The sequence below is a fragment of the Bordetella tumulicola genome (assembly GCF_965138755.1).
Taxonomy (GTDB): domain Bacteria; phylum Pseudomonadota; class Gammaproteobacteria; order Burkholderiales; family Burkholderiaceae_B; genus Bordetella_A; species Bordetella_A tumulicola.
The window spans coordinates 810,664-833,662 of sequence record NZ_CBCSFP010000001.1 but is presented as its reverse complement, the minus strand read 5'-3'; the positions used below and the strand labels follow the sequence as shown (position 1 = coordinate 833,662).

The window sequence follows — 22,999 nt, the reverse complement described above, 5'->3', positions numbered from 1 at the left end:
GCGCCTTCGGCTTGCTGCCCCCCAAGGGGGCGTTTTTTGCCTTGGGGCGGCCCGGCGGCAATAAAAAGCCCCCACGCTGCGCCTTCGGCTTGCTGCCGCCCCAAGGGGGCGTTTTTTGCCTTGGGGCGGCCCGGCGGNAAAAAAAAGAGGGCACCGCTTTTTCGCGGTGCCCTCTTTCTTACGGGTTGCCCTATCTTGCTCAGGCAACCTCCTTCACGAACGTCGTTATGTAGATGCTTGCTGCCGTTTTTCGCGACGACCTTGGAACATCCAGATCAACGCCAGCAGCGCCAGTGCAGGGATATACACCCAGAACTCGGATAGACGATGGGGGTTGGGGATTTTGACGTTGAGTACGTCCCAACCTTGTTCCCAACCGGCCTTGCGGGCCCGGCTGCCAAACTGCACCGCACCGATCTGCACCTGATCGCCCAGCGCCGTGACCATCAGACCGGCCTCGCTGAGCCGCTTGCGGCCGGCTGCGACGCCCGTGGCGGTGTCACCCTCGGGCAGGGCTGGCAGGCCCACCGCGACCGTTTTGGTGAGTTCGTCGCCCTCAATGTTCATTCCTTGCAGTACGGCCACCAAACGACCATTCGGAGGAAGCGCGGCCGCTGTGTTCGAGATCTCCGAGGCCGGCACATTGACGTACTTGTCGGCCAGTTGATTCATGAACCAGTCCGGACGGAACAGCATGAACGTGATGAGCAACAGTACGAGCGTCTCGATCAGGGAGCAGCGCACGCGCATCCAGCGCAGAGTGGCGGCCGCGAAGGTCAGCGAGGCTAGAACGGCGCCGCCCACGACCAGGAACAGCTCCCACCAGCCATTGACGTCGATCAACAACAACATCGGGTTGAAGACGAAAATGAACGGCAGCACCGCCGTGCGCAGGGCGTAGGTCGTGCCTTGAATACCGGTCTTGATGGGGTCTTCACCTGAAATCGCCGCCGCCGCAAAGGTCGCTAGACCGACAGGCGGCGTGATATCGGCCATGATGCCGTAATAGAACACGAACATGTGCACGGCAATCAGCGGAATCACCAACCCGTTCTGGGCTCCCAACTCCACGACGACGGGTGCCATCAACGTGGCCATCAGGATGTAGTTGGCGGTGGTCGGCATACCCAGCCCAAGAACCAGGCAGACGAGGGCCGTAAAGATCAGCATCAGCAGTACATTGCCCATTGACACCAACTCGACGAACGCCGTCATGCGCAGGCCCAGGCCGGTCAAGGTGATGGCACCTACGATCAAGCCGGCGGTGCCGCAGGCGATGGCAATGCCAATCATGTTGCGGGCACCGTCTTCGAGGCCGCCGATGGCCTCGCGCCAACCGAGCCCCAGGGCAGGCTTGACATCCTGCTTGCGGAACCAGGCCATCAGCGGTCGCTGAACGATCATCTGTATCAGCATGGCCAGGGCGGCCCAGAAGGCCGACAGGCCGGCGGACAGCTCTTCGACGCTGAGGCACCACACCAGGATACCGATCGGAATCAAGAAGTACAGGCCCGCGCGGACGGTGGGCCATGGCTCCGGACGTACTGGATTGGTGACGCTGATTTCCGTCGGCAAGTCCGGGTGCTTGGCAGCTACACGCATCAGCCAGATATTCAGGATCACCAGCAACGTTAGCAGTATCCACATGGCGGCATCGCCTGCGACAGCCTTGACGCCTATGCCGATCCAATACACCAGGCCCATGACGATCAGTGTTCCGGAAATGCCCATGCCCCAGCCTGCAAGTTTTTGCAATGGAGTACGCGGCGCGCCGGCGGACATCATGGGTTGAATACCGAGCTTCAAGGCTTCCAGGTGCACGATATAGAACAACGCGATGTACGAGATCGAGGCCGGCAAAATCGCGTGGCGAATAATGTCCGTGTACGGGATACCCACGTATTCGATCATCAGGAACGCCGCTGCGCCCATGACGGGCGGCATGATCTGGCCGTTGACCGACGACGCCGTTTCGATAGCGCCCGCCCGAATGCCGCCATAGCCGGCTTTTTTCATCAGCGGGATGGTAAAGATACCACCGGTAACCACGTTGGCGACCGACGACGCGGAGACCAGGCCGTTGACCGCCGAGGACACCACGGCTACTTTTGCGGGACCGCCGCGCAAGTGGCCCAACAGCGCGAACGACACCTGCATCATGTAGTTGCCGGCGCCGCATTTGTCCAGCAGCGAGCCCAACAGCACGAAAATGAAGATATACGATACGGACACACCGAGTGCGACACCGTAGACGCCTTCGGTCGTCAGCCACATGTGCGAGGCCAGGCGTTCGATGGAGGCGCCGCGGTGGGCCAGGACATCAGGCAGCATGGGGCCCGCTAGTACGTACAGCACAAACACCGCACCCAGTACCGCCATCGGCAGACCGAGCGAGCGACGCGTGACCTCCAACAGCAAGAGCAGGCCGACGGCTGCTGTAGTGACGTCCATGGTGGTCGGTTGACCGGGACGCTGAGCGAGATCGTTGTAGAACAGGAATAGATAGGCGCCGCAGAACGCCGCAATCAGGGCAAGCACCCAGTCATACCAGGGCATCTGGTCACGCGGGGACCGCTTGCTGAACGGGTAGGCGAGATAGCCCAGAAACATGGCGATGCCCAGATGCAGGGCACGCGCTTCGGTGTCATTAAAAATGCCCCATCGAAACGTAAAGGGCAACGGCGAGGCATACCAGAGCTGGAACAGGGCCCAGACCAGTGCGCCAATCGCCAGCGTGGCGCCGGCGATCCCGCCCGCCTGGCGCCCGCCCCGGTCGACATCGGCGACCAATTGTTCCAGATCAGCTGTCGTAGAGGACGGCTCGGTCTTCATTGAGTTTTCCTAATAGATTTTGGCCAGCCGGTGAGTGCATTGCGCCATCGTGGGATGACGCAATGCACCTCCGGCACCAGGGCGTCTCAGGCCCAAGGCGCCCCCCGAGGGGCGCTCCAGGCCATACGCCACTGACTTACAGCAAGCCTTTTTCTTTGAAGTACTTTTCAGCACCCGGGTGCAGGGGGGCCGACAGGCCGTTCTTGACCATGTCTTCAGCTTTCAAGTGAGCGAAGGCGGGGTGCAGTTTTTTGAAGTCGTCGAGGTTGTCAAAGACCGCTTTGACGACGGCGTAGACCGTTTCGTCAGGCACGTCGGCCGAAGTCACGAACGTGGCCGTTACACCGTAGGTCTGGGTTTCTTTGTCGTTGTTCGGATACAGGCCGGCGGGAATGGTGGCCTTGGAGTAGTACGGATACTTTTCGACCAACTCGTCTACGGCAGGGCCGGTCAACGAGATCAACTGTGCACCGCACGTCGTAGCCGGGTCCTGAATGTTTGCCGAGGGGTGTCCGACGCCATAAAAGAAGCCGTCGATTTTGCCGTCGCACAATGCCGAGCCGTGCTCGTCGGGACGCAGTTCAGAGGCCAGCGAAAAATCGCTGAGCTTCCAGCCCATGGTGGCGAGCAGTTCCTCCATCGAGGCGCGTGTGCCCGAACCGGGGTTGCCTACGTTGAAACGCTTGCCTTTGAAGTCTTCGAACGACTTGATGTTGGCTTCTTTGCGGGCAACGACGGTGAAGGGCTCGGGATGAACCGAAAACACCGAGCGCAATTTCTTGAACTCGCCCGCATCCTTGAACTGGCCTTTGCCGTTGTAGGCGTTAAAACCAACGTCGGATTGCACCACGCCCAGGTCCAGTTCGCCGGCCTTGATAGTGTTGACGTTGAAGACCGAGCCCCCGGTGGATTCGACCGAGCAGCGCACGCCGTGCGTTTCGCGGTCTTTGTTGACCAGGCGGCAGATCGCACCACCGGCCGCATAGTAAACACCCGTGACGCCACCGGTCCCGATGCTAACGAACTTTTGCTGCGCGGCGGCGGGCAGCGGAGCCGCAAAAGCCAGGGCAACAGCCGTGCAGGCCGCGGCGAGACTCAAGGTTTTCTTTTTGTTGCCGAAAATAGGTTTTATAGTCTGACTCATACAAACTCCTTGTGAGGATGTTCCCCGTGAAAGTAACCGGCGCTTCCGGTAAAACAACGCGTCCGGGCCGGAACGCGTGACATAGTGCGCTGGGATGCCAGCGCGGCAATATTCTAATGATCGAGTTGAGCGGCGGCGGAGGCGGACCAAAACACGTTATCGGCGTGCATACGCTCTTCGATTTCGCTCAATCTATTCAGCACGGCTTCGCCGCCGCGAGCCGTCAGGCGGGCGATCAGGTGCTCGGACAGGGCCAGCAGCCCCGCCGTGGTGTGAAAGAAAGATCCCAGGCCATGCTGCGCGCTTTGACGTTTCCCCTCTTTACGGTCAGCACGGTCGAATAGTAGGACGTGCCGAGCATCTGTTGCTAGTGGTGATAGCGGCGAATCCGTCAGGGCAATAACGGCCACACCCTGTTGGGCGGCCTGTCGCGCCAGAAGTACAGTTTCCGTCGGGTAGGGCGCCTGCGAAATCGCGATTAACGCGTCACCTTCGTATAAATTGTCGGCGGCTTCGGCATGCAGGCCACCCAGGCCATGAATCAGGAGACTGTTACGCCGCACGAGTTGATAGGCATAGTGCATTTGGAACGCGATGCCAAAGGCCGAACGCGTACCGAGGAATCCGACGTGGCGAGCATTTAACAGCGTCGTGACGGTCGCCTCGAATGTCTCGGGTCTGTTCACCGACGTCACGGATTGGATGGCATGGACCTGCGAATACGTCAACGCGCTGTGACCTGGCGCGCTGGGCTGTGCCTGGGCCGCTTGCAGTTTTGCGGCGCGTTCGCGTAGCGTGCTGGGTTCGGTGCCGGCAAGCGCTTGCTGGAAGGGCACCCGAAAGGCCTCATAGCTTGTGTAGCCCGCGGCACGCGCCAAACGCAGCATCGTGGCAGGCGCGACACCCAGCGCCTGGGCCTGGCGTCGCATGGACCACAGGCTGACTTCGGCCGGATGATCGACCACCCAGTGTGCCGCGCGCCGAAGCTCGGGCGGCAATTGATCGAACAAACTCTGCAGACGTTCCAAGATCAGCGATGGTGGGGATGGCGGCGGCATAGGGGGTGGAGCGTTAAAAAAACATATGACTACCGGCGTGGACTTTAAGAAACATATGTTTTTTTAACAATTAGGGTATTCCTTACCGTTTACCAAACGTCCCTGGCGATGAGGCCAAACGCAGCTTCGTTTTCTTTGTTTGTGTATTACGGGGTGCCGGTGCACAGGAGTCCGGGCTTGAAGGGGTGTACTGGCACGGATTTGATCCGTCTCGGACTTCTGGCGTATGCGAGGCATGGCAAAGATTTCCCCCGGAGGGAAATGTAAAAGATGATATTTTTCACCATCTTCTTGAAACATAGCCTCATCTTTTCGTATTTTCTTGGAGGCTTGGGTTGACCCATGATGCTCAAGCGCATATCATCTGGGTAGAATCATTTGTACAGAAATCAATCCTACTGAACTATTTCAGTCATGAATAATGCACCGTTACCCGATCCGTCACAGCAGTACGACCTGCGCATTTTGCGTGCCCTGCGCCGCATCACGCGCTCGATCGCGCTGCATTCGCGCCAGCTGGCGGCCGTCAGCAACATCACTGCGCCGCAGTTGATGTGCCTGCGTACGGTCATTGCCAATGGCCCCATGACGGCGACCGCGATCAGCCGCGATATCCACGTCAGTCCCAGTACGGTCGTGGGCATCCTTGATCGCCTGGAAGACAAGGGCCTGGTGCGACGGGAGCGCGGCCGTGTCGATCGCCGCATTGTGTTTGTTTCGGTGACTGACGCCGGCCGCGACTTGGCCGAGCATGCTCCGTCGCCATTGCAAAAGCATCTGGCCGACGGGTTGAACGCCTTGCCCGAGATCGAGCAGGCCACGATTACTTTAGCGTTGGAGCGTATCGTGACATTGATGGAACAAGAAGGTCACGTGGTCGAGGCGCACACCGATGTCTCATCACCCATTCTCGAGGTCCCCACTGGCGGTGCGCCGCCCGAGTCGGGGTTGGTCGTATGAGGGGGCATGACCTGACCTCTACCCAGCCTTCTACGGCCGTTCAATCGGCCGCCTCGCCTGCGAGCCTGATTTTCAGGCAACCGCGTCGTATCGACGGTGCCGCACTGCATCGCCTGATTACCGAGTGCCCGCCACTCGACGTCAACTCTCTATATGCCTATCTGTTGCTGTGCGAGCACTTCAGCGCGACTTGCGTCGTCGCCGAAAGCGCCGGCGGTCGGATAGATGGGTTTATTTCCGCTTATGTGCCGCCAGCTCGGCCCGACGTGATCTTCGTCTGGCAGGTTGCCGTGCATGCCCGAGCACGCGGCCAACGGTTAGGCCGCACCATGCTTCGCGAACTCTTGCAGCGCGACGAGTTGAAGCATGTTCGTCATCTTGAAACCACGGTAGGCCCTGATAACCAGGCCTCGCGCCGCACGTTTACCGGCTTGGCCGGCGAGCTCGGCGCCCACATTTCCGAGCAGCCGTTCTTTGATCGGCAGTTATTCGGTGGTGCGGACCATGACGACGAGATGTTGTTGAAGATAGGCCCGTTTACGCAGTCCGTCCGCTAGCGGACAGGCCTGCAGCCTGTTGGAACCGGGACGTGGCGTTGCCCTGGTGTCTCTTTGGCATCGGCACCGTTACGTCTGTCAATTCACGAAATGAACGGAGGATATATTATGGACTTGAAAATCTTTGACCGAATGGAGTCGGAGGTGCGTGGCTACATTCGGTCGTTTCCGGTGATATTCAGCCAGGCGCGCGGCTCGTTGCTGATCGACGAAGACGGTGAAGAATATATCGACTTCTTCAGCGGCGCAGGCACCCTGAACTACGGCCACAATAATCCTGTATTCAAAGAAAAGCTGCTCGAATACCTGGCAGCCGATGGCGTAGTGCATGGCCTGGATATGGCCACCAGCGCCAAGAAAGAATTTCTGGAAACCGTTGATCGCGTGTTGCTCAAGCCGCGCAACTGGCAATACACCCTCCAGTTCACCGGGCCGACCGGCACGAACGCCGTCGAGGCCGCGCTGAAGATCGCGCGCCAGGTGAAAGGGCGCTCCAACATCATTTCCTTTACCCACGGATTTCACGGCGTGAGTGGGGGTTCGTTGGCGGCAACCGCCAATATGAAGTTCCGCGATGCGGCCGGCTATGCGTTGGGTAACACGACCTTCATGCCGTATGACGGTTATTTTGGTCCCGACGTGGACACGATGGCGTATCTGGAGCGCATGCTGGATGACCCCAGCAGCGGTCTGGACAAGCCCGCCGCCGTGATTGTCGAGACGGTGCAGGGCGAGGGCGGTGTCAACGTGGCAACGCTGCGTTGGCTCAAAGAGTTGGAAAAGCTGTGCCGTCGTCATGACATGCTGCTGATCGTCGATGACATCCAGGTGGGTTGCGGCCGTACGGGGAACTTCTTCAGTTTCGAGTCGGCGGGTATCCGACCCGACATCATCACGCTGTCCAAGTCCCTGTCCGGCTTTGGTCTGCCGATGTCGCTGGTTTTGATGCGTCCCGAACTGGACATCTGGAAACCCGGTGCCCACAGCGGCACGTTCCGCGGCAACAACCTGGCGTTCGTTACCGCGACCGAGGCGCTCAATACCTATTGGGCCAGCGATGCATTCGTCAGCGAAGTGCAGCGCAAAGAACGTATGGTGCGTGATTGGCTGGAAAACCTGGCCCACAGTTTCCCCAACGCCGGTCTGGCCGTGCGTGGCCGTGGCCTGATTCAGGGGCTGGTGACTACCGCTGAACCCGCGTTGGCAAATCGCATCGCGCAGCAGGCGTTCAAGCGTGGTCTCGTGATCGAAACCTCGGGTGCGCAGGACGAAGTCCTGAAGCTGTTGCCGGCTCTGACCATCGAAGACGAGTTGCTGACCCGTGGCCTGGAAACCATCGAATCCGCCCTAGCTGAAGCGCTGGGCGAGTCCGGACAATCTGCCCGTGTTTTGAAATTTGGAGGAAAACGCCGATGATCGTACGCAATGTGAAAGATGTGATCGGAACGCAGGACGAAGTCCGTACCGATACCTGGGTTAGCCGCCGAGTGCTGCTGAAAAAGGATGGCATGGGGTTTTCGTTTCACGAGACCACCATTTTTCCGGGCGGACGCACGCACATCCACTACAAGAACCATCTTGAAGCGGTCTGGTGCATCGAAGGCGACGGCTCAATCGAAACGATTGCCGACGGCAAAAAGTACGATTTGGGACCGGGCGTTGTCTACGCCCTGAACGAAAACGATGAGCACTGGCTGTGCGGCGGCAAAGAGCCGCTGCGCGTCATCTGCGTGTTCAACCCGCCGCTGACGGGTCTGGAAGTGCACGACGCCGACGGCGTCTACTCGCTGCCCGACGAAATCAAAGCGGCCTGAATACAAGGAGGTTAATGATGATCTCACCTGCCCAGGATCCGTACGCCTCGCGTACGGATCGAAGTTCCGCCATCATCGCTCGCCACGATCCCGTGGTCTATGGCGATGGTAAATATGCCGACGCACTGTCGGCCGAGCAAGTCGACAGCTACGATCGCGACGGTTTTCTGCTGTTGGAAAACGTGTTTTCCGATACGGAAGTCCAGGCGCTGATTGCCGAGGTCGACCGCATGACACGCGATCCGGCGATCGTGCGCCGCGAGGAAGCCATTACCGAACCCGGCAGCAACGCCGTGCGTTCGATCTTCCGTGTCCACGTGCTCAATGCCATGTTGGGACGTTTAACCCGTGACCCTCGACTCGCCCATGTGGCGCGTCAACTGTTGGGTTCCGAGGTGTACATCCACCAATCGCGCGCCAACATGAAGCCCGGTTTCAAAGGGAAAGAGTTCTACTGGCACTCTGATTTTGAAACGTGGCACGTCGAAGACGGTATGCCGTCCATGCGCGCACTGAGCTGCTCGGTGCTGCTGAGCGACAACAACGAATGCAACGGTCCGCTGATGCTGGTGCCGGGATCGCATCGTCAGTTTATTTCGTGCGTGGGCGAAACCCCGCGCGAGCACTACAAGCATTCGCTCAAGAAGCAAGAGTACGGCGTGCCCGATCCGGTCAGCCTGCAATTGCTGGTAGAGCAGGGTGGCATTCGCACTATGACGGGCAAAGCTGGCTCCGTGGTGTTTTTCGATTGCAACACCATGCACGGCTCAAACAGCAATATCTCGCCGTGGCCGCGTGCCAATGTGTTCATGGTCTACAACAGCATGGAAAACACGCTGAATCCGCCCAAGTACGGGCTGGATCCTCGGCCCGAGCATATTGCCACGCGTCAGGCATTCAAGGCGGTGACGCCGCTGGACGCCCTGAAACTCGTGGAGTAGCTGGCCACGGGAAGGCCATGGCAGAAATTGCCGGTGTTTCCCACTGAGGTACTGGCGTATAGGACAGCCCCCAGAGAGTCTCTCTGGGGGCTGTTTGTTTTTGAGAACGACATGGCGTTGTCGCGCTTACAAACACTGTACGTACAGCCTGTACGTATCAGTTGTACACTACGTTTTTCTTACGCTCGGCGTTTCAGGATTCCCCAGGCACGCCGACCTATGACAAAAGCGCCAGGAGACGCACCTAATGAACGCCGAAGTTTCTCGTTTCCCCATGTTCTCGATCATGCTCAAAGTGCCGGGCGGGTTGATGTTGATCCCGTTGATTCTGGGCTCGTTGATCGGCACATTCGCCCCTGACGCCCTGGCGATCGGGGGATTCACGACGGCCTTGTTCAAGAACAGTGCGTTGCCTTTGATCGCACTGTTGATTTTCGCGACCGGTACCCAGGTCAATATGCGCACGGGCGGCCCGATCTTGGCGACGGCAGGCACGATTTTGCTGATGAAAACCATCGTGCCCGCTACGTTGATCATCATTTTGGGTAGTTTTGTCGGTCTGGACGGCGTGCTGGGCGTGTCGATCCTGGCCCTGTTGGCCGCCTTTGACAATAGCAACGGCGGTCTGTGGTTGGCCTACACGGGTCAGTACGGCGATAGCCGCGATCGTGGCGCCTACGTCGCCAGCGCGGTGAACGACGGCCCGTTTTTTAGCCTGTTGTTTCTGGGCGCATCGGGCCTGGCCGACATTCCGGTGACTGCATTGATTGCCGCACTTGTGCCGTTCCTGCTGGGCGTTGTGGTCGGTAACCTGGACGTGCAATGGCGTAACGTGCTCAAGCCAGTCCCCAATATTGTGATCCCGTTTTTTGCGTTCGCATTGGGTACAGGGATCAACCTGGGCGCGGTGTTGTCGGGCGGTATGACGGGTCTGGTGCTGGGCCTGTTGATCAGCCCCGTGACGGGTTTCCTCGTGTACTTGGGCTACCGCTATATTCTGCGTCGTGGTGGCAAAAGCGGCATTGGTTTTGCCGCCGGAACTACCGCAGGCAACGCGATCGCCACCCCCGCCGTGGTGGCCGCAGCTGATCCTTCCTTGCTGCCCTACGTCGGCACGGCGACAGCGCAGGTCGCGGCTTGTGTGCTGATCAGTTCCATTCTGGCCCCGGTATTGGCGTCATACTTCCTGAAGCGTGCGGGTGAATTAAAACCGTCTGACGATGTCGTGGCGATGCTGGACGAAACCGCGCCGCCGGTTGCCGACGCAAAGGTGTAATGATGGGCCCCTTTATCGCGATTGTTGCCGATGATCTGACGGGCTCCGGCGATACGGCGGTGCAGTTTGTGCGTGCCGGCTGGACCACGCAATTGTCGGTGGGCCGGGCCAGCCAGGCATTGACCGACCCCGCTGCCAGTCGGGCAGAGGTGATCGCGGTGACAACGCACAGTCGGTCTCTGCCGGCGGCCCAGGCGGCCACTATCGTCCGCGAGGACGTGGCCGCCTTGCGCGCCGCGGGCGTACAGCGGTTGTACAAGAAAGTCGATTCGACCTTGCGCGGTGCGTTCAGGGCCGAAATTGACGCGGCACGGGCAGCATGGCGCGGTGACGCCATCGCGGTGGTCTGCCCGGCATTTCCTGATACGGGTCGTACCGTGCGCGACGGCGTGCTGTATGTGAACGACAAGCCGGTCACCGAAACTTCCGCGGCAACCGACCCGGTAACCCCCGTTACCGAGAGCCACATTCCCACCTTGCTGGGCGGCGCGCAACTCGCGTTGGTTCCCGGCGAAACCTCGCAGTCGCTGGCAGACCGGATCGTCGCGGCGGGCCATACCGTCGTCGTCGATGCCGTCACGCAACAGGACATGGATCGCTTGGCTCGGGCGATTGCCTTGATCGGCGAGCGCGCAGTGCCGGTGGGCTCGGGAGGCTTGGCTGCGCCGTTGGCCCGGTTGTGGGCGGGCGCCGAAACGCGAGGAGCCGTCCTGGTGGTGGTGACCTCCCAACACAGCGCTTCGCGTCGTCAAGTCGCTGCCTTGCAGGCGGACGGTGCACGGGTATGGTCGCCGACCTTGGCGCAACTCGCGGATGACGCGGTTTGGTCTCAGTGGTCGGCAGAAGTCTGCAAAACGGCCGCGGTTGCCGAGCCGCAGTCGACTTGGCTGTTGTTGGCGCCAGAGGGGCGGTTGGACGGTTTGAGTTCGGATGCCGTGGCGACTCGCTTGGGCACCCTGGCCGGACAATTGATCCAACAGAGCTTGGCGAGTCATGGCAGTCGCGTTGCGGCAAACCGGGCTGCAGCGACGACGCCTGCCGGGCGAGTCGCTGGTGTCGTGGCCACCGGTGGCGACGGCGCCAGTGCCGTGCTGGCTGCATTACAAGCCGGCGGCATTGCGCTCGTAGACGAAGTGACTGGGGGCGTGCCGCTAGGCACCCTGACGGGCGGGCCGGCTGCCGGGCTGCCCATTGTGACCAAGGCAGGAGGCTTTGGCACTGACGATGTATTGATTCGGGCCGCGCGTGCGGTTCGCGAAAGGAGATTCTGATCATGACGCAAGACGTAACGCCGACTCATATTCCGACGCTGGCCGTCACGCTGGGCGATGTCGCGGGCATAGGCCCCGAGATCACCGCCAAAATGCTGCTGGGCCACGATGAGCTGCGCCAACGGGCGCGTTTGGTCGTGATCGGCGATGCCGGCGCGCTGCGCAAAGCGGCCCAGGCGCAGGGGGCCGACGCGTCCCGCGTGCGTGTCGTAGAAGGTCCCGAACAAGTGACTAACGAGCCGGGTGTCATCGAAGTCATCCAGGCGGGCCCATCGCTGGAGCATGTGCCACTGGGCGAATTGAGCGCCGAGGCGGGAGCTGGCTCCGTGCGTTTTGTGACCACGGCTTGTGAGTTGGCGCGTCAAGGTCGCATTGACGGCATCGTGACGGCGCCGTTGAACAAGGCCGCCATGCACATGGGCGGCCATAAATGGCCTGGCCATACCGAGTTGCTGGCCCATGAATTCGGCGTCAAGACGTTTTCGCTGGTGCTGTCCGCTGGTGAGTTGTATATCTTTCACGCCACGACACACGTCTCGCTGCGTCAGGCCATTGACGATGTGACGCCTCAACGTATGCGTGCCGTTTTGCGCCTGGCGGGTGCTTTCGCCAAAGCACTGGGCCGTAGCGACGAGCCGATCGCCGTGGCCGGGCTGAACCCGCACGCGGGTGAAAACGGTATTTTCGGTACCGAAGACGCCGACATCCTGGTGCCTGCCGTGGCCGAGGCCAATGCGGCGGGCATCCTCGCTGCGGGTCCGATTCCCGCTGATGCCTTGTTCCCCCAGGCCGTACGCGGCAAATGGAAATTCGTGATTGCCTGCTATCACGACCAGGGACACGCTCCCTTCAAATCGGTCTATGGGGACGATGGCGTCAACATCACTGTTGGCCTGCCCGTCGTGCGCGTGTCGGTCGACCACGGTACGGCATTCGATATCGCGGGCAAGGGTATCGCACGCGAAGACAGCCTGATCCTGGCCGCCGAACGTGCAGCCAATCTGGCGCCGGGATGGTCACAGGTTTGGGAAACCGCGCGCTCCACCACGGGGGGCTGATCCTATGGCGTCGAACGCGGGTGCCGAGGTAGCGCTGGATCGCACCAGCGGCCATCCTTTGCATGGGCAAGTCGCCCAGGCGCTACGCCGTGAGATTCATGGCAGGAGCCTGGCCGCAGGCACCGTATTGCCGAGCGAGTCCGCGTTGTGCCGCCAGTTTGGCGTGGCGCGCAGCGTCGTGCGTCAGGCGCTGGCCGCGCTGGTGGCCGAAGGCCTGATCCGGCGCGAGCCCGGGCGTGCTCCCACGGTTGCACCTCCCGTTGAACATCGTCGGTTGGTGCAACGCTCTACCGGGCTGTTCGAGCAATTCGCCAGTACGGGTACGACGCTGCAGACAAGCGTCCTGCGACTAGCACCCGAGGCACCGCCTCCCGAGGTGGCCACTTTTTTTGGCTCTGACGATACGCTCGTGCTTGAGCGTCTGCGCGGCGTCGATGGCGAGCCGCTGGCCTTTGTCCGCACCTGGTTGCCGCGTGCCCGCCTTTCGGGGCTGACTGCCGAGCATTTGCAAGATGCTTCATTGCATCGCACGCTGGTTCAGCAGTTCGGCTTGCATCCCGGTCGGGGACGCAATCGCATTCGCGCGGTGGGGGCCGACCCCGTGTTGGCCGATGCCTTGAGCGTGAGCGTGGGCAGTCCATTGTTGATGCTCGAAGGGCAGGGCTATGACCAGCATGGCCAACCGCTGGAATGGTTCACCACCTGGCATCGCGGTGAAAAACTGGTATTCGATGTAGACGTGACGCCCGCGGGCGAACGCGTGCATCCGGCCTTGCCTGATAGTGCAAAGTCTGCCGTGCCGCCGTCGGTCGTCGCGACCCCGCCGGCCGACGCTGCCTCGCTAGCCGACGTTGAGGCCACGCTGCAGGCCGCGCTAGAGGCATTGCGGCAACTGCGCGAGAGAGGCGGCGGATGCTAAGCTTGGGACCTCGTCATCCACGCCTCGGGTTCCCCGGTATCCGCCATGACTGCACGTATCCTCAGCTTGCATATTTACCCTATTAAATCTTGCGCGGCGATTGATCTGACAACGTCGCCCATTGATCGAGCAGGTTTGCTGGGCGACCGGCGCTGGATGATCCTGACGGCGCAAGGGCAGTTCATGACGCAGCGCCAGTGGCCCGCCATGGCCCGCATTCGTCCGGCCTTGACGGCGGATCATCTCGAACTGCGTGCGCCAGACATGCCTGTCTTGCGCGTCCCGCTGGACGGCTCGCAGCTCGGCCCTGTCGCACGGGGCGTCACTGTGTGGAAAGACACCGTCGCAGCTCGCGAAGAAAGCACTGAAGCCGCCGCTTGGCTTAGCCAAGCCTTGGGCCTGAGTTGTGTGCTCTTCAAAGTCGATCAGCAGGCCCAACGGCCTGCCAAGATCGATTGGGTCGAGCGTTGGCGCGAGGCGCATCCCGAACAGGCCGAACGCTTTGTCGGCGACCATTTTTTCGGGTTCGCTGACGGTTTTCCGTTGCTGATTACCAATCAGGCGTCGCTGGATGATTTAAACGCCCGCTTGGCGGCACATGGGCAGCCCGCCGTCCCCATGGATCGCTTTCGTCCCAACATTGTGATCGAGGGCGACGACTGGGAGGCCTATGACGAAGACGTCACCGCCCAGATCGCTATCGGTGATAGCCTTCTGGCCTTCGTCAAGCCCTGCACCCGATGTCCCATGCCCAACGTCGATCAACTGACCGGCGAGCGCTACGATGAGCCAGGCTGGACATTGGCCACCTATCGGCAACTCGATATCGGTATTGTCTTTGGCCAAAACGCCATTGTCGACGCGCCGCAAGGCAGCCGTTTAAATGTGGGCGATGCGGTGGAGATTGAACTCGATTTTTAAGCTCGATCGTAAGATTGCGCACAATCCAGGCAGAGGTCTGACGCCTCTGCCTGCATTTTTCATGTTGTGCGTGACTGGGCGATCAGGTCGACAGCTTCAACCCAATCAGGCCCGCGGCGATCAAGAGCACGCTGATTACGCGCATGGCGCTCAAGGCCTCGTTAAACAGCACAATACCGGCGATGAACGCCCCGATCGCGCCGATACCGACCCAAACGGCGTAAGCCGTGCCGAGTGGCAGTGTTTTCATCGCCGTGGATAGTAGCCAAAAGCTCACTATCATGCCGAGCACGGTGACGATGGAGGGAACCAAACGGGTAAAACCCTCGGTGTATTTCAGGCCAATCGCCCAAACGACCTCGAACAGCCCCGCGAACACCAGAATAATCCAGGCCATGACATGCCCCTTTTTCAATATAGCCAGCGTATGCACTGGCAAATGGGGCCGTCCCCGGATAGGAATAGGCCGGCAGCCTAGCCGGCGACTGCGCCGAGCCGTCCCGGTGCAGTAAAAATTATAGAATAGCAAATTATCCGCCGGGATGGCGAGGCATTCACCTGCCCAGCCGTTGCACCAGCGCCGAGCTTATTTCTATAGATTGGTACTCATGAGTTTCCAGGTCACCGTACAACCCAGTCAGCATCAATTTCCTGTCGAAACCGGTCAAACCGTGCTCGACGCCGCCCTGGCCGCCGGTATCGTGCTGCCCTATAGCTGTCGCAGTGGCGCATGTTCCACTTGCAAGGGCAAAGTGGTTTCCGGTCAGGTTGATGCGGGCGAATATCCCGCCCAGATCCTTTCACCCGAAGAGCTGTCCCAGGGCTATACGCTGTTCTGCCAGGCACGTCCGCAGTCCGATCTGGTGGTCGAAGCCACCGAGGTGCGTCTTGCCAGCGACATCCAGATTCGCAAACTGCCTTCGCGGGTGCAGGAAATGGAATTGGCCGCGCCCGATGTGACGGTGTTGCGCCTGCAACTGCCCGCCGCCGATCCCTTCCGTTACTACGCGGGGCAATACGTCGAAATCATCCTGAAAGACGGCAAGCGCCGCAGCTACTCCATGGCGTGCGCGCCGCACAATGGCAGCCCGCTAGAGCTGCACATCCGTCACATGCCGGGCGGATTGTTCACCGATCACGTGTTTGGCACGGGGACGACCCAGATGAAAGTCCGTGAGATTTTGCGTCTGGAGGGACCGTTTGGTTCGTTCTTCTTGCGCGAAGACTCTGACAAACCCATCGTGTTGTTGGCCAGCGGCACGGGGTTTGCGCCGGTCAAGGCCATTGTCGAACATATGGCCCATCACGAGATCCGTCGTCCGGTCGTGCTGTACTGGGGGGGACGCCGCCCGCAAGACCTCTACATGGATGCGCTTGCCCGGTCCTGGGAGCAGACGCTGCCCGACTTCCGGTATGTGCCGGTGGTGTCCGATGCTTTACCCGAGGACGCCTGGACAGGCCGTACCGGTTTCGTCCATCAGGCGGTCATGCAAGACCTGCCCGCTTTGTCGGGCTATCAGGTGTACGCCTGCGGGGCACCCCCCATGGTGGACGCGGCGCGCCGCGAGTTCACGGCCCAGTGCGGATTGCCCGAGGAAGAGTTCTACGCCGATGCGTTTACCTCGCAGGCGGACTTGGCAGCAGTCGGATCCTGAGGCAGCGGGCGGAAATGAAACCTTTCGGTGTAAATAGATACGGCTCCTGCGGTTATGTCATAGGCGAGGGTCGGCCGGCGCTGTAAACTGCGGCACGACATCTCGAATGGATTACGTCGCGGCAGCAGAGGCACAGCCCGCTGCGGCAGGCGGCGCAAGGAGCAAGGCGCGCATGAAAGTAGCGGTATTGGGCAGCGGCATTATCGGCATCTCCAGTGCCTGGTGGTTACGCCAGGCCGGACACGATGTCGTGGTGGTTGATCGTCGCCCCGGCGCAGCACAAGAAACCAGCCTGGCCAATGGCGGGCAAATCTCCGTTTCGTACGCGGAACCCTGGGCAAATCCCCAGGCTCCGCTGAAACTGCTGAAATGGATGTTTCAGGACGATGCGCCGCTGTTGTTCCGTCCCCAGCTCGATTTGCGTCAGTGGCTGTGGGGCCTGGCCTTTTTGCGCGAATGCCTGCCGGGCCGGTTGGCGCCCAATATCCGCGCCATGGTGCGTTTGGCTGAATATAGCCGTAGCACGCTGCGCAGCATGCGTACCGAATTAGGGATCCCCTACGATCACCTGGAGCGCGGCATACTCAATTTCTACCGCGACCAGGCCGAATTCGAAACCTCACAAAAGGCGGCCGGCCTGATGCGCGATTTCGGGGTCGAGCGCCGCGTTGTCACCGCCGACGAGGTAATTGCCATCGAGCCCGCCCTGGCGCCGCATCGTGCCACGATCGTGGGCGGTGATTACACGCCCGAAGACGAAAGCGGCGATGTGCATTTGTTTGCAACGGGGTTGGCCCAACGATGCGAGGCCGCCGGTGTCGAGTTCCGCTACGAAACCAGCGCGACCCGCCTGATTACCGAGGGCGGACAAGTGCAAAGCCTCGAGGTCATCGAGCCAGATGGCCGCTTTGCCCGGATCGCGGCCGATGCCTACGTCATGGCCTTGGGCAGTTTCAGTCCCCGCCTGTTGCGTCCCCTGGGCGTGCCGTGCAATGTCTATCCGGCCAAGGGCTACTCGGCGACCTTCAACGTGATTGATCCGGTCGCCGCACCGTCGGTCAGCCTGACGGACAGCAGTCACAAGGTCGTTTTTTCGCGATTGGGTAATCGTCTGCGTATGGCTGGCACCGCCGAGCTGTCCGGCTATTCCCGTTCGCTGAATACGAGCCGTTGCGAAGCAATGACCCGTCTGGCACGTGAACTTTTTCCCGGCGCCCTCGATTTCGAGAGCGTCAGTTACTGGTCGGGCTTGCGCCCGTCCACTCCATCGAACGTACCCCTCATCGGACGCACCCGCATCCCCAACCTGTACCTCAATACAGGTCATGGCACGCTGGGCTGGACGATGGGTGTCGGTTCGGGCCGGGCTTTGGCCGATCTGCTCAGCGGACGCAAACCAGAGCCTGAATTTCCTTTTCTTGGTCTATAAACGCATGAAAATACTGAAATTGGCGGGCCTGGCCCGTGCATTGCGCGCCAGCCGGCGCACCTGGGTATTCGGCGTAGCCATGGCGGTGGCAGGCACTGCGTATGGCGCCGGCGTTGAAATTGAAGTCTGGCATACGTTGAGCGGCCCCAACAAAGCAGAGTTTGAAAAGCTCACCAAGAAGTACAACAACGAACAAAAAGAAGTCGACGTCGAATTGCGCGGTTTTGCCGATAGCCAGGCGCTGCAGGTTGCGATTACCGAGGCGTTGAAAAAGAAAGACGGCCCCAATCTGATTCAACTGGCGGACAATCGCTCACCCGAAGTCGTCTCCCAGCACAAGGCAATCCTGCCCTTGTACAAATTGCTGGCGCAGCATCCGATCAAGGACCTGAACTGGTTCCTGCCTTCGACTTCCAGCTTTATCCGTGATGATAAAGGGCGTCTGCTGGCTTTCCCCTGGATGGCCGAAATCCCGGTCATGTACTACAACCTGAGCTACTACAAGAAGGCCGGGCTGGATCCCAACAAGCCGCCGCGTACGTGGGCGGATTTGCAGGCTGATCTGCTCAAGCTGCGAGACGTCGCCAACCTGGAGTGTCCGTACGCCACCAGCAACCAGGTGCAAGTCCACCTCGAGAATCTGGCGCCCATCAACAAGCAGTTGTACACCTCGAATGACAATGGTCTGGTCTCCAGCAAAAAACCGCCTGTCTTCCAGTTCGACACCTTGTACATGCGCCATATTTCCTTGATGGTCAGCTGGAAGCGCTCGCTGTTGTTGATGCAGCATTCCGATTCTGCACAAAACGATCAGCTCTTTGCCAAGGGGCAATGCGGCGTCTTGACGTCCGGATCGGGATCGGCCGGTACGTTCATGAACACGCGTTCCTTGTCGTTCGGCGTGGCGCCATTGCCGTTCTATTCACAGGTCACGGCCGCAGCCGGCAGTCCGTTTGTCAGTGGCTCCGCGCTGTGGGCGGTCGATGGGCATCCGAAAGACCAGGAAAAGGCGACGGCGCAATACCTGGCCTGGTTGTCCAAGCCGGTCAACGCCGCTGAATGGCATCAGCGCACGGGCTATCTGCCCCTGACGGATGCGGCCTTCCGCGCCGCTGACGTGTCGTTCTACGACAAAGTGCTTGGCGCCAAGGCGGTCGTCGCATCCATGACGGGCAAGGCACCCAACACCAGCCGCGGTTTCCGCATGAAAAACTACGACCGTGTCGAGCCAGTATTGAACACCGAGCTCAATCAGGCCCTGGACGGACAGACGCCGCCCGTCGCGGCCCTGAATAGCGCCTCGGAACAGGCACGTAAAATCGTCCAGCAGCGTTAATCGCGATCTGCAATACCAGAGGGCCATGACAGAAACACTGTCATGGCCCTCTGTGCTGATAAGTCCGGTCTTTGACGATCAGGTCACCGGCCCGGGATTAAACAGCACCAATGCATTGTGCAGTTTCCAGCGCTCGGCCCATGTCTGTTTGCGGCCACTCGCCACATCCAGCAGCAGATGGAACATCTCCCAGCCCATCTCTTCGATGCTGGCCTCGCCATCGGCAATACGTCCCGCATTCACATCCATCAGGTCATGCCAGCGGCGCGCCAGGTCGGTGCGTGTGGCAACTTTGACGACAGGCACTTCGGCTAGACCATAGGGCGTGCCGCGTCCCGTTGTGAAAATATGCAGGTTCATGCCGGCGGCCAATTGCAGTGCGCCGCAAATGAAGTCGCTGGCGGGGGTGGCGGCGTAGACCAGACCTTGTTTGATGCCACGATCACGCAAGCTCTCGCCGGGGCTCAAGACGCCATTGATGGCTGCCGAGCCCGATTTGATCACCGAGCCCATCGCCTTTTCGACAATGTTCGACAAACCGCCTTTTTTATTCCCGGGCGACGTGTTGGCGCTGCGATCAGCCTGACCACGTTGCAGATATGCGTCGTACCAGGCCATCTCGCGCACAATGTCCTCTGCGACGGCGGGCGTCTCGGCGCGCTTGGTCAGTTGTTCAACGCTGTCGCGGACTTCGGTGGTTTCCGAAAACATTACCGTCGCCCCTGCGCGTACCAGCAGATCGCTGCAGAATCCTACCGTCGGGTTGGCGGTCACGCCCGAGAATGCATCGCTACCCCCGCATTGCACGCCCACCACCAAATCAGAGGCCGGACAGGTTTCTCGCTGGCGGCCATTCAGGCGTTCCAGGTGGGGTACCGCCTGAGCCAGGATGGCCTCGATCATGGCCTGAAAACCGATATGTTCGTCGTCTTGCAGACGCATTACATCCAGCCCCTGACTGAGGGAGCCATCCGCCTGGATAGGAATACTATTGCTCGGCATCAGGCGTTCGGGCTGCAGCTTTTCACAGCCCAGGCTGACGATCATCACCTCGCCGCCAAAATTCGGATTGCGGCTGATATTGCGCAGCGTACGAATCGGCACCACCGCATCCGGCGCATCAATGGCGACGCCACAGCCATAGCCATGCTCCAGCACCACGACGCCGTCCACATTCGGGTAGCGCGGCAGCAACTCGGCACGAATGCGTTGCAGGGCGTGGTCCACTACGCCGGCCACGCATTGCACGGTGGTCGTGATAGCCAGCAAATTACGCGTGCCGACACTGCCATCGGCATTGCGATAACCCTCAAAGGTATAGCCGTCCAGCGGGGGCAGGGGGGCAGGCGTCTGATCTGCCATAGGCAGATCATCCAGCGTGCGCGCCGCCGGCATGGTCAGCACATTTTCGTTTACCCAGCTTCCCGCCGGTAAATCGCGGTTCGCATAGCCAATCGTGACGTTGTAGCGTCGGACTTCCGCACCCTCGCGAATGTCGGCCAGGGCGACCTTGTGTGCCTGAGGAACGCGGTCAAGCAATTGGGGACCGTCAGGCAATTGCGTACCGGCGCTCAGCCCGCCCTGATTCGCCACAATCGCGACGTTGTCGTTGGCGTGCATGCGAATGGCGCGGGGCGTGTCAGTGAGAGGAACTGCCGTTGTCGTCGAAGGTTTCGTGCTGGTCAACATACGTGAAAAAGTGGGGTTGGATGGGTGATGGATGAGAGGTAATATCGTGAATGTTAACGTTAACTTTTTGAGTCGTCAACGCGCGGGCAGCGTCTGGCATCGGCGTCTTGCGACGATCGTCAGCCGCTTTGCCGCTGTATCAGTTTGAATCCCACATCCTGGATTGGGTGCGCGGGTTGAATGCCTTCGATACGGTCTATTAGCATACCTGCCGTGCGACGCCCAATATCCTCGTGGTCCACTCGGACCGTCGTCAGGGTAGGGGAGACATTGCAGGCAAAGTCGAAATCTCCAAATCCGATGACGGCGAGATCGTCGGGAACACGAATCCCGCGCAATTGGGCTTCCATCAGCGTACCCAGCGCCACCATATCCGTGGCCGAGAAAATCGCATCGACCCCCGGGTCGCCCTCCAGGGCACGCGCCAGGCCTGTACGCCCGTGTCCCAACTGACTTGGCGGCGATATCACCAGCGAGCTGCCTTCCCGCAAGTGACGGCCCGCGATTCCCAGTTTCAGAGCCTCGTCGGCAAACCCGTGAAAGCGCGCGGCCGTGCGCGCCTCGGTCGCTGCGATCGACGCCACGCGACGTTTGCCTTGCGCATGCATATAACGCGCAATGGCCTGGCCCACCTCATAGTGCGAAAACCCCACCAGCATGTCGATGGGGTTATCGGACATTTCCCAGGTTTCCACCACGGGAATGCCCGATGCTGCGAGACGTTGTCGCGCCAGTGGCGACTCCATCAGGCCCGTCAGCACAATACCGTCGGGCCGCCGGGCAATCACGGATTCCAGCACGATGTCATCGCGCGAACGATCATAGCCACGCTCGCTCAGCATGACCTGATAGCCGGCCTCGACCAGAATCTCTGTCATCGCGTGAACGGCCAGCAAAAACGCCGAGCCCGACGCGATCGAGGGGACCATCAGCGCAATCATGCGGGTGCGCCGAGCGCGCAATCCCGCGGCGTGCAGGTTGGGTACATAGCCGCTGCTGGCAACGGCTTCGAGCACCTGCCGGCGGGTATCGTCCGATACCCGATCAGGCTGATTCAGCGCACGCGATGCGGTCATCGCCGATACGCCGGCCAGGCGTGCGACATCGGTCAAGGTGACGCCGCTACGGCCGCCTCGGCTGCCGCGTGTCGTGCGGTCATTCACCTTCGAATCCTTGCGCGTATTTGTCACGTAAAAACTCCACCAGGCATTTCACCGATTGCGGCACATGCGCCGACCAGGGTCGCAGCGCATAGAGTTTGCTACCAAAAAACCCCTGCACGCGCCAGCCTGACAAGACTTCCACCAGGCCATTGGGAGGTGTCGTCACGGCACTGAAGTCTGGCAGCATACCGATCCCCGCGCCCTCTAGCACCGCTTGGCGCAGCACTTCGCTGTTGTTGGCTCGAAACCTTGCCCTGACTGGTATCACGATAGGTTGCGGCGTTGACCGGCGCCGCCCGTCCTGTACGAACGACCAGGTCTCATACGTACGGTTGCCTAGATACGTGACACAGGCGTGGTCGCTTAAATCACGAGGGTGCCTAGGCTCGCCATGCGCGTGCAAGTACTGCGGGCTGGCGACCAATAGGGACCGGGATGAACATAACTCCCATGCAATATAGGATTCGGGAGGGTGATCCGTATGTCGAATCGCCAGATCAAAGCCCTCATGCGCCAGATTCACCAGACGATCGATCAGCTCCAGTTCAATCCGTACCTCCGGGTACTGGCGCAAAAACGCCGGCAGCACCGGCGCCAGATGCTGGCGTCCAAAGGCCACCGGGGCTGTCAGCCTGACCGTGCCGCGTGGCACATCCGACAAATCCTTTACCGCCAGAAAGCCGGTGCTAATGCGTTCGAATGCGGGGGCCGCATCTTCGACCAGATTGTGCCCGGCCTCGGTCAGCATGACGTGGCGCGTCGTGCGGCGCACCAGTGGCAGGCCGACGGCTTTTTCCAGGGCATTGATACGCGTGCTGACCGAGGCTTTCGATACCCCCAGGCGTTTCGCGGTCTGGGTAAAGCTGCGGGTTTCCGCCAGCGCGGTCAACAAATAGATATCCGCGACGAGCGGGGCAATCTGGTCGGCAGCCATTTTGGCGTTCCCGAAACTGATGATTGTTCATTTTATCAAACA

20 protein-coding genes are annotated in these 22,999 nt (G+C 60.4%); 13 read left to right on the top strand and 7 right to left on the bottom strand.

Translation table 11 applies throughout. The features are described 5' to 3' along the window. Positions 1-225 precede the first annotated feature (225 nt). From ACNAZS_RS03895 to ACNAZS_RS03885, 3 genes are all read right to left on the bottom strand, one after another. Positions 226-2,832 (bottom strand): TRAP transporter permease, encoded by a 2,607-nt coding sequence (locus ACNAZS_RS03895; RefSeq protein WP_415786329.1) that lies wholly within the window; start codon positions 2,830-2,832, stop codon positions 226-228. A gap of 136 nt (positions 2,833-2,968) precedes the next feature. After that, entirely contained in the window at positions 2,969-3,976 is a 1,008-nt protein-coding gene (locus ACNAZS_RS03890; protein ID WP_415786327.1) for a TAXI family TRAP transporter solute-binding subunit, read from the bottom strand. Positions 3,977-4,089: 113 nt separating this feature from the next. After that, entirely contained in the window at positions 4,090-5,034 is a 945-nt protein-coding gene (locus ACNAZS_RS03885) for a MurR/RpiR family transcriptional regulator (protein WP_415786325.1), read from the bottom strand. 414 nt (positions 5,035-5,448) lie between these two features. On the opposite strand from ACNAZS_RS03885, the gene ACNAZS_RS03880 reads away from it, so the two are divergent. The 10 genes from ACNAZS_RS03880 (at position 5,449) to ACNAZS_RS03835 (ending at position 14,751) form a co-directional block, all read left to right on the top strand. Beyond that, positions 5,449-5,994: a MarR family winged helix-turn-helix transcriptional regulator gene (locus ACNAZS_RS03880; protein ID WP_415786323.1), complete on the top strand. Its 546-nt coding sequence runs from the start codon at positions 5,449-5,451 to the stop codon at positions 5,992-5,994. Beyond that, the gene (ectA, locus tag ACNAZS_RS03875; protein ID WP_415786321.1) at positions 5,991-6,551 is read left to right on the top strand and encodes a diaminobutyrate acetyltransferase; all 561 of its coding nucleotides are present in this window, start codon (positions 5,991-5,993) and stop codon (positions 6,549-6,551) included. The genes ACNAZS_RS03880 and ectA overlap by 4 nt, the downstream gene beginning before the upstream one ends. 108 nt (positions 6,552-6,659) lie before the next feature. Continuing rightward, entirely contained in the window at positions 6,660-7,967 is a 1,308-nt protein-coding gene (gene ectB / locus ACNAZS_RS03870; protein ID WP_415786319.1) for a diaminobutyrate--2-oxoglutarate transaminase, read from the top strand. Continuing rightward, the gene (locus tag ACNAZS_RS03865) at positions 7,964-8,365 is read left to right on the top strand and encodes an ectoine synthase (RefSeq protein ID WP_415786317.1); all 402 of its coding nucleotides are present in this window, start codon (positions 7,964-7,966) and stop codon (positions 8,363-8,365) included. Before ectB ends, ACNAZS_RS03865 begins: the two co-directional genes overlap by 4 nt. A 17-nt stretch (positions 8,366-8,382) precedes the next feature. Then, a complete protein-coding gene (gene thpD / locus ACNAZS_RS03860; protein ID WP_415787063.1) occupies positions 8,383-9,306 on the top strand; it encodes an ectoine hydroxylase in 924 nt (307 codons plus the stop codon). Between the two features lie 247 nt (positions 9,307-9,553). After that, positions 9,554-10,582, top strand: a complete 1,029-nt coding sequence (locus ACNAZS_RS03855) for a 2-keto-3-deoxygluconate permease (RefSeq protein WP_415786315.1) — start codon at positions 9,554-9,556, stop codon at positions 10,580-10,582. Next, positions 10,582-11,853 carry a D-threonate kinase gene (dtnK, locus tag ACNAZS_RS03850; protein ID WP_415786313.1) on the top strand — a complete coding sequence of 424 codons (1,272 nt, stop codon included), beginning with the start codon at positions 10,582-10,584 and terminating at the stop codon, positions 11,851-11,853. The genes ACNAZS_RS03855 and dtnK overlap by 1 nt, the downstream gene beginning before the upstream one ends. 2 nt (positions 11,854-11,855) lie before the next feature. After that, positions 11,856-12,911 carry a 4-hydroxythreonine-4-phosphate dehydrogenase PdxA gene (gene pdxA / locus ACNAZS_RS03845; RefSeq protein ID WP_415786311.1) on the top strand — a complete coding sequence of 352 codons (1,056 nt, stop codon included), beginning with the start codon at positions 11,856-11,858 and terminating at the stop codon, positions 12,909-12,911. A gap of 4 nt (positions 12,912-12,915) precedes the next feature. Further along, entirely contained in the window at positions 12,916-13,830 is a 915-nt protein-coding gene (locus tag ACNAZS_RS03840) for a GntR family transcriptional regulator (protein WP_415786309.1), read from the top strand. Between the two features lie 45 nt (positions 13,831-13,875). Continuing rightward, a complete protein-coding gene (locus ACNAZS_RS03835; protein ID WP_415786307.1) occupies positions 13,876-14,751 on the top strand; it encodes an MOSC domain-containing protein in 876 nt (291 codons plus the stop codon). Between the two features lie 82 nt (positions 14,752-14,833). Here ACNAZS_RS03835 and sugE read toward each other — a convergent pair whose 3' ends face one another. Further along, positions 14,834-15,148: a quaternary ammonium compound efflux SMR transporter SugE gene (gene sugE / locus ACNAZS_RS03830; RefSeq protein WP_415786305.1), complete on the bottom strand. Its 315-nt coding sequence runs from the start codon at positions 15,146-15,148 to the stop codon at positions 14,834-14,836. Between the two features lie 211 nt (positions 15,149-15,359). On the opposite strand from sugE, the gene ACNAZS_RS03825 reads away from it, so the two are divergent. The 3 genes from ACNAZS_RS03825 (at position 15,360) to ACNAZS_RS03815 (ending at position 19,171) form a co-directional block, all read left to right on the top strand. Beyond that, complete coding sequence (locus tag ACNAZS_RS03825; RefSeq protein ID WP_415786303.1) at positions 15,360-16,406, top strand: CDP-6-deoxy-delta-3,4-glucoseen reductase; 1,047 nt, start codon at positions 15,360-15,362, stop codon at positions 16,404-16,406. A 172-nt stretch (positions 16,407-16,578) separates the two neighbouring features. Beyond that, positions 16,579-17,835, top strand: coding sequence for a D-amino acid dehydrogenase (locus ACNAZS_RS03820; RefSeq protein WP_415787061.1), 1,257 nt, complete (start codon positions 16,579-16,581; stop codon positions 17,833-17,835). Between the two features lie 4 nt (positions 17,836-17,839). Then, the gene (locus tag ACNAZS_RS03815) at positions 17,840-19,171 is read left to right on the top strand and encodes an extracellular solute-binding protein (protein WP_415786301.1); all 1,332 of its coding nucleotides are present in this window, start codon (positions 17,840-17,842) and stop codon (positions 19,169-19,171) included. Positions 19,172-19,249: 78 nt separating this feature from the next. On the opposite strand, the gene garD is transcribed toward ACNAZS_RS03815, so the two are convergent. The 3 genes from garD to ACNAZS_RS03800 form a co-directional block, all read right to left on the bottom strand. Further along, complete coding sequence (gene garD, locus ACNAZS_RS03810; protein WP_415786299.1) at positions 19,250-20,860, bottom strand: galactarate dehydratase; 1,611 nt, start codon at positions 20,858-20,860, stop codon at positions 19,250-19,252. 119 nt (positions 20,861-20,979) lie between these two features. Then, positions 20,980-22,023, bottom strand: a complete 1,044-nt coding sequence (locus ACNAZS_RS03805; RefSeq protein ID WP_415786297.1) for a LacI family DNA-binding transcriptional regulator — start codon at positions 22,021-22,023, stop codon at positions 20,980-20,982. Further along, entirely contained in the window at positions 22,016-22,957 is a 942-nt protein-coding gene (locus tag ACNAZS_RS03800) for a LysR family transcriptional regulator (protein ID WP_415786295.1), read from the bottom strand. The genes ACNAZS_RS03805 and ACNAZS_RS03800 overlap by 8 nt, the downstream gene beginning before the upstream one ends. Between the last annotated feature and the right edge of the window lie 42 nt (positions 22,958-22,999).